General features: G+C 33.2%; 7 protein-coding genes. 6 read left to right on the top strand and 1 reads right to left on the bottom strand.

What is annotated here, in order from left to right; genetic code table 11:
* Positions 1–862 precede the first annotated feature (862 nt).
* A complete protein-coding gene (purD, locus tag C6H17_RS03365; RefSeq protein WP_005219819.1) occupies positions 863–2,188 on the bottom strand; it encodes a phosphoribosylamine--glycine ligase in 1,326 nt (441 codons plus the stop codon).
* A 304-nt stretch (positions 2,189–2,492) separates the two neighbouring features.
* Between purD and C6H17_RS03360 the strand changes: the two genes are divergently transcribed.
* Genes C6H17_RS03360 through C6H17_RS03335 form a run of 6 tightly spaced genes read left to right on the top strand, consistent with a single transcriptional unit; the run spans position 2,493 to position 9,330 of the window.
* Positions 2,493–3,479, top strand: coding sequence for an RluA family pseudouridine synthase (locus tag C6H17_RS03360; RefSeq protein WP_020995979.1), 987 nt, complete (start codon positions 2,493–2,495; stop codon positions 3,477–3,479).
* Between the two features lie 35 nt (positions 3,480–3,514).
* Entirely contained in the window at positions 3,515–4,861 is a 1,347-nt protein-coding gene (locus C6H17_RS03355; RefSeq protein ID WP_020995978.1) for a fibronectin type III domain-containing protein, read from the top strand.
* A gap of 9 nt (positions 4,862–4,870) precedes the next feature.
* Positions 4,871–6,391 (top strand): tRNA (guanosine(46)-N7)-methyltransferase TrmB, encoded by a 1,521-nt coding sequence (trmB, locus tag C6H17_RS03350; protein ID WP_005219816.1) that lies wholly within the window; start codon positions 4,871–4,873, stop codon positions 6,389–6,391.
* A 14-nt stretch (positions 6,392–6,405) separates the two neighbouring features.
* Positions 6,406–7,077, top strand: a complete 672-nt coding sequence (locus tag C6H17_RS03345; RefSeq protein ID WP_004086969.1) for a cell division ATP-binding protein FtsE — start codon at positions 6,406–6,408, stop codon at positions 7,075–7,077.
* Positions 7,064–7,873, top strand: a complete 810-nt coding sequence (locus tag C6H17_RS03340; protein WP_005219815.1) for an FtsX-like permease family protein — start codon at positions 7,064–7,066, stop codon at positions 7,871–7,873. The genes C6H17_RS03345 and C6H17_RS03340 overlap by 14 nt, the downstream gene beginning before the upstream one ends.
* Positions 7,870–9,330, top strand: a complete 1,461-nt coding sequence (locus C6H17_RS03335; RefSeq protein WP_005219814.1) for a murein hydrolase activator EnvC family protein — start codon at positions 7,870–7,872, stop codon at positions 9,328–9,330. Before C6H17_RS03340 ends, C6H17_RS03335 begins: the two co-directional genes overlap by 4 nt.
* Positions 9,331–9,340 lie beyond the last annotated feature (10 nt).

Genomic DNA, 9,340 nt, shown 5'->3' with positions numbered 1-9,340 from the left:
AAACATACTTTAATATTACCTGCATAACTTAATCATACATTTATTACAAGCTAATCACAATCTAAATACAAATCATGTTTTAATACCTTTTTATGTTTTTAATGTATCTTTTAATCTTTTGTTTGTTAGTAATGTTTGTATTGTATGTTTTATTAAGTTTGTATCTAGTCTTTAATGTTTTTGTATTGTGTGTAATTTTAATTTGTATCAAAGTATTAATTAATTTGTAATTTTGTATTGCTTGGTTTGTAACACTTTGTAAAGTGAAAATGTAATATATAATCACTAGATAAAAATCATATATAAAAAAGGATTAGATTTTAAGTTATAATGTAAGGGTATTTTAAAGGGTTAAAATCTTTGGAATATGTGTTATTTTACTTGTAATTTTTTGATTTAATCTTAAAAGGTTATACAAAAGGTTATACAGAATTATAAACATGTGATTATGTAGTATGTTTGCAATTCCCTTATTTATGTAGTTTGAGAGTAATTTTATAACGCTGGGGGTATATAATGGCTTTTCTTAATCTATGAAAGACACAAATATCACAAAATAGATTCTTAAAAAATAATGCTAAGTGTTTAAGTTTATGAGTTTAAAGCTTTTTAGCTAGACAATGGCTTTTTAAAACCCTTGTTAGATACACATTTGTGCTTGTAGTGATCAAAGCTATGTTATTGGATTTAGGTAAAAACAGATAAAACTATAATGAATATTTATCCCTGAAATCAAGATAAAAAGCAATAACGCCAAATACAGCTGATAGTAGCATAGCGATAACTATAAAGCAGCGGTTCTTAACCATACATCCATCTTCAAACTTATCTCAAATCATAGACAAATAACACGCAAAAGATTCTACCGCAATGCTTGATACGCAATGTCTTTTCTGTAATGCTTACCTTTGAAATCTATCTTTTCTACAAGTCTATAAGCATTATCTCTGGCTTCTTGTAGGCTTTTGCCTTTACCAATGGCAACTATGCTTCTTCCGCTATTTGCATGTAATACAGAATCTTTTAAGCTTGTATTTGCAAATACGAGATGTCCGTATTCTGTATTTATGTCTTTTGGATTTATATCATTAAAAGTTATTTTTGCTGGATAATCGCTTGATTTAGAATCTTGTGCGTAATCGCTACTAGTCATTACCACACATACAACACAACTATCATGAAAGGCAATAGATTCTAAACTCTCACCCTTAGCATAGCTATACATAAGCTCTAGGGCTGAAGTCTTTAAAAGCGGCATTAAGACTTCGCATTCTGGATCGCCAAAACGCACATTATATTCAAGTAAGTATGGCTCATTTTTTACCACCATAATCCCTGCAAATATTACGCCTTTATAGGGTGTGTTATTCTCTTTTAGTGCGTTAAAGGTTGGAGTTAGAATCTTATCTTTAATCTTTTCTTCTAAAACTTTATTATAGAGTTTTTGAGGCAGGTTTGTATAAGCACCCATACCACCTGTATTTGGTCCTTTATCATTATCAAATAATCTTTTATGGTCTTGACATGCTGGTAATACGACATAATCATTTCCATTACTTAAAGCAAATACAGATAACTCATAACCATCTAAAAACTCTTCAATAACGACTTCTTTCCCTGCATCACCAAAGAGTTTGCCCTCTAGCATAAGTAATAATTGCTTCTTTGCCTCTTCTTTAGAATCTAGTATCAACACACCTTTACCACCACAAAGTCCGCTTGCTTTAAGCACGATAGGTAAGGGCAGGGCGTCTATAAAGCTATATCCTGTTTCTATATTGTTTAGTGTGATTTCCTTATATCTTGCGGTAGGAATGTTTAGCTTATGAATAAAGCTTTTCATATAAGCCTTTGAGCCTTCAAGCCTTGCGTTTGCATAACTTGGACCAAAGACTAAAATATTATTAGATTCTAAAAAATCACTCACACCTTGCATGAGTGGGGCTTCTGGTCCTATGATAACAAAGTCTATATTATGTGCTTTTATATGTGTTAATAATTCATCATGGTTTTTATAGCTAAAATGTCCTGCATTGAAAAATAGCGTTGCGGCTGGATTTTCTGGAGTGAAAAAGATTTTATTTACTTTTTTATCTTGCTGCAAGGCAAGGGCTATGCTGTATTCTCGCCCACCATTGCCGATAATTAAAACATTGATTGATTGTAGTGTATTATATGAGTTTTGCAAAATATGCCTTTGTGTTAGAATCTTATACCCAAAGATCCGCTACTCTCGTGTATTGTGTAAGCCCGACTAAAGCTACAACAAATAGGGTCTTGCGAGTTAATTAGGCGGCAGATCTTAAAGCTTATCAAGCCCTTCACTATAAAAATAGAACAGAAATACCGACACACATAGCTCTAAAGCGTAACCCAAAAATATATTTTAAATAGACTACCAATTATAAAAGAGAAACACGAAACCTCTAGGCAGCAAAATTATAGCAAGTTTTCGCTAAAATTCATTTATTAATTTCGTGTTAGGAAAACAAATGGAATTGCTGTATCATTTTTGTATTTTACATGATTATATGCGGCTTGATAACGCATTGCAAGAGATTCTAAAGATTTCACGCTCACAAGCTAGTCAATGGATAGAATCTAATCTTGTAAAAATGAATGAAAAAAATACAAAAAAATCACAGATTCTAAAAAAAGGCGCTTGTATTGAAATCTATACAATAAAAAATACTTCAAAAGTAATAAACACAGATGAGTTAATACAGGGGCTAGATATAGAAGTGATACATGAAAATAGCGATTATCTTATCCTTAATAAGCCAAGAAATCTAGTCGTCCATCATGCCCCAAGTGTGAAAGAAGTTACACTCACTGATTATTTAAGCGCAAAAAATTATGAATTATCAACGATTAATGGAGAAATGAGGTTTGGTATCGTGCATAGGCTTGATAAGGATACAAGCGGGGCGATTTTAGTAGCAAAGAATAATGCTAGTCATTTGCGTTTTGCTGAAATGCTGCAAAATCGCACAATGGGTAGAATCTATATCTGCGTGATTAATAAAGCCTTGCAACATAACACTTTTGTGGAATGCTATATGGGGAGAAATCCTAATAATCGCTTGAAAATGGCAAAGCTTGATAAAGAAAAATATCCATTCGCAAGAGATTCTAAAAGTGAGTTTAGAAAGATTATGGAGAGTAAAAATGGGGTATTTGAGCTTATTGGTGTGCGGCTTTTTAGTGGTAGGACACATCAAATACGGGTGCATTTAAGCACACTGCAACGCTATATCTATGGTGATATGCTCTATAGCCCAGAGAATCTAAAAAGCACATATAAGACAAAAATGCTACTACACGCACAGCTACTTTATTTTGATGGAAATGTTTTTAGTGCAAAAATACCCAAAGATTTGCTAAAATTCCTAAATGAAAATTTTATTAACTATGAAAGTAAGCTAGAAGCATTTTTATCTCAATGGCAAGATGAATTAAGAAAAATTGCAAGAAACTAGATTCTAAATACGAAATATTACAAGGAGCATGGTATATGATTTATGTATATAGACAATGTCTTATTATGTTATTTTTATTGCTGCATGTAGTGTTATTTTCTGCATGTTCAAGTTCAAAAATCTTTAGCTTTATGGGTATAAAAGATGAGATAGATCCTAATTTACCTGTTGTTAAAACCTTTCGTGCATTGCCTGATGTAACTTCTGTTGGCTTTGAGTGGAAAACACCAGAAGATACGACAAATATCGATGGCTATGTGATTTATCGTGAGAATAAAAAGAAAGAGTTTGAGACAATCGCTTTTATAAAAAATGCCTTTTCAACGCATTATTATGACGATAAGCTAGAACCACAAACTGAATATACCTATGCGATTGCAGCAGTAGGAAAAGATTCTAAAGTATCAAAGAAAAGCACACCACTAAAGGTAAAAACTTCTTTTATAGATCCTGTGAGCTTTGTATATGCCTCGCAAGATTACGCACAAAAGATTAAGATTTTTTGGAGTCCTAGTCCAAATCCTATTGTAAAGAACTATATTATTGAAAAGCAAGAGAAAAAGGGGAAGTTCATTGCCATTGGTTCGACAACAAATCGCATGTTAGTAGAATTTTTTGATAGAAATATAGAAAATGGAGCAGAGCATACCTACAGAGTTATAGCCCAAAGTCATGATGGCACAAAATCTGTGCCAAGTCAGCTAGTAGTCGGCAAAACAAGGGCATTGCCGCCTGTTGTAGCAGGCATTAAAACCACGCAAAATAGATTGCGTGAAATTTGGCTAGAATGGGATAAAAGTGATTCCAAAGATGTGATTGGCTACAATGTGTATGTATCAAATACTCTAAATGATAATTATAGAAAAATCGCTTTTGTAACAAGGGAATCTTATACCGATAAAATAGATTCACACGGGGCTATAAGATATTATAAAGTCAGTGCGATTGATAAATATAAATTGGAATCAAACTTGCAAGAAAATGGCGTTGGCGGACAGACACTTCCACCACCACTTGCACCAAATCTAACAAAAGGTGCGATAGAAAATACAAGTGCAATAATCGCATGGGAAGGGGCAAGTGATAATCGTTCAACGAGCTATATTGTATATCGTAGTGGCAGTGATGGCACAAACAATAAATTTAATCAAGCACAAAATACAAGCTTTACAGATAGAAGTATAAAAGAGGGTGTAAGCTATACCTATCATGTTGTCGGTGTGGATAAATATGGTATAGAATCTACTCGAAGCAGACAAGTTACCCTGCAACTTGCACCACAACCAGCAGCACCAAATATACCGGTTTTACAACCAGCACAACCTGTATCGCCAGAGCCACAAAATGCAAATACAGCTAAGCAAGATTCAGCAAAAAAGTAGGGCTAAAATATGCCGCATTTTATTAGCAAAGACATGTTTATATATGATAGCGATATAGCACACGATGATTTTATTATAAAAGAAATGCTTGTGAATAAGAGATTTAATAATCTTTTTTTAATCCCTATAATCCATGAAGAAGAGATGTTTTTTATACGATGTGTGAAAAGGGCGAATGACTTTTTATATAAGGTTGATAAAATCACGCGTCCTAGCAATCTTTTATTCATTAAAAAAGTATTGCAATTTATCGCATCTCATCTTAATGTAATTACACATAATTTAAATCAAACACAAAATAAGCATACAAGAGGTATGCAGCTAGGCTATTTAGTGAATCTTGAAAGACTTTCTGCATTAACGCCAGATTATATTGAAATAGGTTTTGGTAGTGGGCGACATATCCTTGATTTAGCGAAGAAAAATCCACAAAAGCTAATCTTAGGCTTTGAGATACACACGCCTTCAGTAAGGCAGGTTATAAATGCGATAGAATTGTATCATTTAGAGAATCTTTTTATCTGTGATTTTGATGCAAGGCTTGGCATTCAAGCCTTAAGTAAGAAAAGCGTAGAGACCATATTCCTGCATTTTCCAGTCCCTTGGAATAAGGCAAAGCATAGAAGAGTATTTCATAGGGAATTTTTAGAAAATAGCTTTAGAATCTTAAAGGATACAGGGCATATCAATCTGCGTAGTGATGACTATGAATATGTGTTAGATAGTATGAAAGAAGCGATGAGTGCGGATTTTACGCATTTTGAGATTCTAAAAAATAAGGATATAGATATTGTAAGTAAATATGAGGCAAGATGGAGCAATATGAAAAAGGATATTTATGAAATGCGTATTTTTCAGCATGATTTTAGACAGCAAAATCATGATAGCCTTGGGGGCGTGTTTTCTTTACCGAGTTTAGAAAGAAAAGTAGATTCTATAAATACTAGAAACCAAGCAATACAGAATCTAGATTCTAAAAACATGCACCCTAAACCCTGCCTAGATTTGGTAGAAAATCTAGAATCTACAACAAATTGTCATGTTGAGCGTAGCGAAATATCTAATACAGAATCTACAAGGGATTGTACGCAAGATTCTAAAATGGAATCTAAAAAAGATTTTTCGCCTTTTTCAAAGGCTCAAAATGACAAGTTTCCAGATTCTAACACAACACAACACAACAAAATTCTAGAATCTTTATGCAATAAGAAGTGGATACAAGATTCTATATTCATTAGTATCGGCGATATATACTCCACACAATCTAGTGCGAGTGAAAATATAAGCATTGCTAATCTTACTTTTGGTAGTTTTTATATGCCTTTTAATACTTATTTAATCCTAGATTCTAATCATAAATTACATTATCTAAAAAAGCCCTTATCTATCCGCTCTCATTTACAAGCACACAAATTTTTATGTAAAATATTGCAAGAGGCTATAGAATCTGCTTCTATCACGCTAGATTCTAAGCAAGATTCCAATAAACTAGAATCTACTAAAAAAGATTCTATAAAAACAGCAAACTAGCATAAAGGTTATAAATGGATACGATTATAAAAGCAAAGCAACTTTGTCTAGGCTACAAACGCACAGGGCTTGTGATAAAAAATGCAAGTTTCAATATATATCCCAAAGATTTTGTGTTTATTTCAGGTGCGAGTGGTAGCGGTAAAAGCACACTTTTGCGTTCCATTTATGGCAATATCAGCGTGCAAGAAGGTGAGCTTAGTGTTTTGCATTCTAATATGAAAAAGATTAGCAGTCATAAACTCATGCTTTTGCGGCGTAAAATGGGGATTGTTTTCCAAGATTATAAGCTTATACAAGATTGGAATGTAGAAAAAAATATCGCATTACCTATGATTATTAATAAATTTCCAAAAACAGAGATAAAAACCCAAGCAGAAAAATTACTCTCTCACATTAGCCTTTTACATAAAGCAAATAAATATCCGCAGGAATTAAGCGGTGGAGAGCAACAAAGAGTAGCTCTAGCAAGAGCAATAGCACATAGACCAAGGCTTATTCTCTGTGATGAGCCTACAGGGAATCTTGATGATTATTCTAGCGATATGATTTGGGGACTTTTGAAGTCATCAAACGAGCAATTAAACATTACAATAGTCGTTGTAACGCATAGAATCCCAAAGCATTTGAATCTAAAATATAGAAAAATAGAAATTAAAGAAGGTTTAATCCATGAATACGCTTAAACAACATTTATCCTTACTTATACCGCTTATTACCATGCTTTTTAGCTTGCAATGTCTGCTTATTTTAGAGCGTATTGTAGCAAATCAAGAGCGTTTCATTACGCAAAAATATGCTATTGGAATCACGGCTAAAAAGCCCATTAGCTTTGATTCTGTGCGTAAAAAAATAGTCGAAGCAAAGGCATTAACAGAGATTAATCCAAAAGATTCTATTGCAAAACTTACAAAAGATATTAATGATACAAATCTTACGAATCTAACAAGGCAATTACCCTATTTTTATAGCTTAAGCTTAGAGTATTTTCCAAGCACAGAGAGATTAAGCACGATTGAAGCAGTGTTGAAAAAAAATCCTAATGTATTATCCGTTGATACTTTTTCAAAAAGGCATTTAGAAAACTATACTTTATTGAGTTTTATTAAATTTAGCGTTATTACTTTTGCGGTGATTCTAGCAGTTGTTAGCTTTATGCTTATGTTAAAGCAAATTGAGATATGGCGTTATGTCAATAAGGATAAAATGGAGATTATGGATATTATGGGGGCAAATATTTGGATACGCAATAGAAGCTTATTTAAACTTGCCCTAATAGATTCATTTTTGGCGAGTTTTTTTATCGTTATCCTTGTATTTTATATAGCAAATTTGCAAATCACACTTGAAACATTACAAGCATTAAATATAGGATTAAATATATTTCGCATTCCACCAGATTTTATAAAGCTCTTTTTGGCTGCTTTCATATCATCTAGTTGCTGTGTTATATTTGTGATATTATCAAAGGCGCGTGCATGAGAGAATGCCTTGAGCGATTTATCCTTATTAGTGCATTTTTATGCTATGGTGCTATGGCAGTAGATTTAAATGAGATTAATCAAAATATACAAAAAAATGAAGCACAAAAAAGCAATATCGATAAACAAAGGGCAAATCTCAATCTAAAGTTAAGCACATTGGGACAAAACATCAACAATAATATGCAGCAGATTAAAAAGCTTGATACAGAGATTCAGAATCTTGCAAAAAATATTGAAAGCAATAAAGACCAAAATAAAAGCCAAGAAGCAAGACTGCAAACCCTTGAAGATAATCTAGCAACACTAAATGTTTCTTTAAATCAATCACAAACAAAGCTTTCAAATCTCATACTCCAACACATGACTATTGCCTATGTGCTTGATGATGAAGAGAGCCTAAATCTTGAAGATATGGTAACAAGAGAAGCCTTTAAGATTCTAAAAAAGCAAACAACAAGCGAGATTAAAGAGATTGAAAAGCAGCAAAGAAGCATAGTAAAGCAGATTAGTGATATTAATAGCAGCATTAAGGAAGTAACGCAAATTATTACTACACAGGAGACAAGACACCAAGATTTGCAAACAATGATAGCTAAACAAAAGATTCTAGTAGATAACATGCGTAATGAAATGCAGGTTTATAACCAGCGATTAAAAGCTATTGATATGCAAAAAAAGGAGCTTGATAAACTTTTGGGGCAGTTAAATATCTTAAAGAAAAATACACAAGAAGAAATCCGTAAAAAACAAGAGGCAGAGAGAAAAGCAAAGCTAGAGCGAGAAAGACTAGCAAAGTTAGAAAGGGAAAGAAAAAGAAAAATAGAAGAAGAGAAAAAGAGAGCAGCCCTAGCAAAAGCAGAAGCAGAGAAAAAGGCGAAAGCAGAAGCAGAGAAAATCGCAAAAACAGATAGCAAAAAAGCACAACAATTCTTAGGTGAGCAAAATAAGGCGATACAAAGAAAGTATGATGCAGCGGTGAGTTCAGCCGAAGCGTCAAATACTATTAATAGCTTTGAAGAGCTAAAACGAGTAGATAGCGTATATCAGCGTCCAGAAACTGCAAAATATACAGGCAAAAGGGCAGGGTCCCCACTTGATTCTTATGTGATAGAGCAGGCATTTGGCGATTATATTGACCCGGCTTATAAGATTAAAATCTTTAATAATGGCGTGGTGTTAAAACCAAAGAAAAATGACGCACAAGTCTATAATATTATGGATGGTAAAGTCATCTATGCAGAAGAAATGCCCGGACTAAAAAAGGTTGTGGTTGTAGAGCATGCAAACTCAATGCATACAATCTATTCTATGCTTGATAAGATTGCCCCCACTTTAAAGAAAGGCTTTGTTGTAAAAAGGGGATATGTCATTGGGCGCATTCATGATAGATTGAATCTTGAAATTGTGCAAAATGGAAAGCATATCAACCCCGTAGAAGTTATGGCAAAGAATTAAAAGTGAGTGT

The sequence above is a fragment of the Helicobacter rappini genome, from assembly GCF_900198625.1.
GTDB classification, from domain to species: domain Bacteria; phylum Campylobacterota; class Campylobacteria; order Campylobacterales; family Helicobacteraceae; genus Helicobacter_A; species Helicobacter_A rappini.
This window is presented reverse-complemented; position numbering and strand designations above follow the sequence as displayed.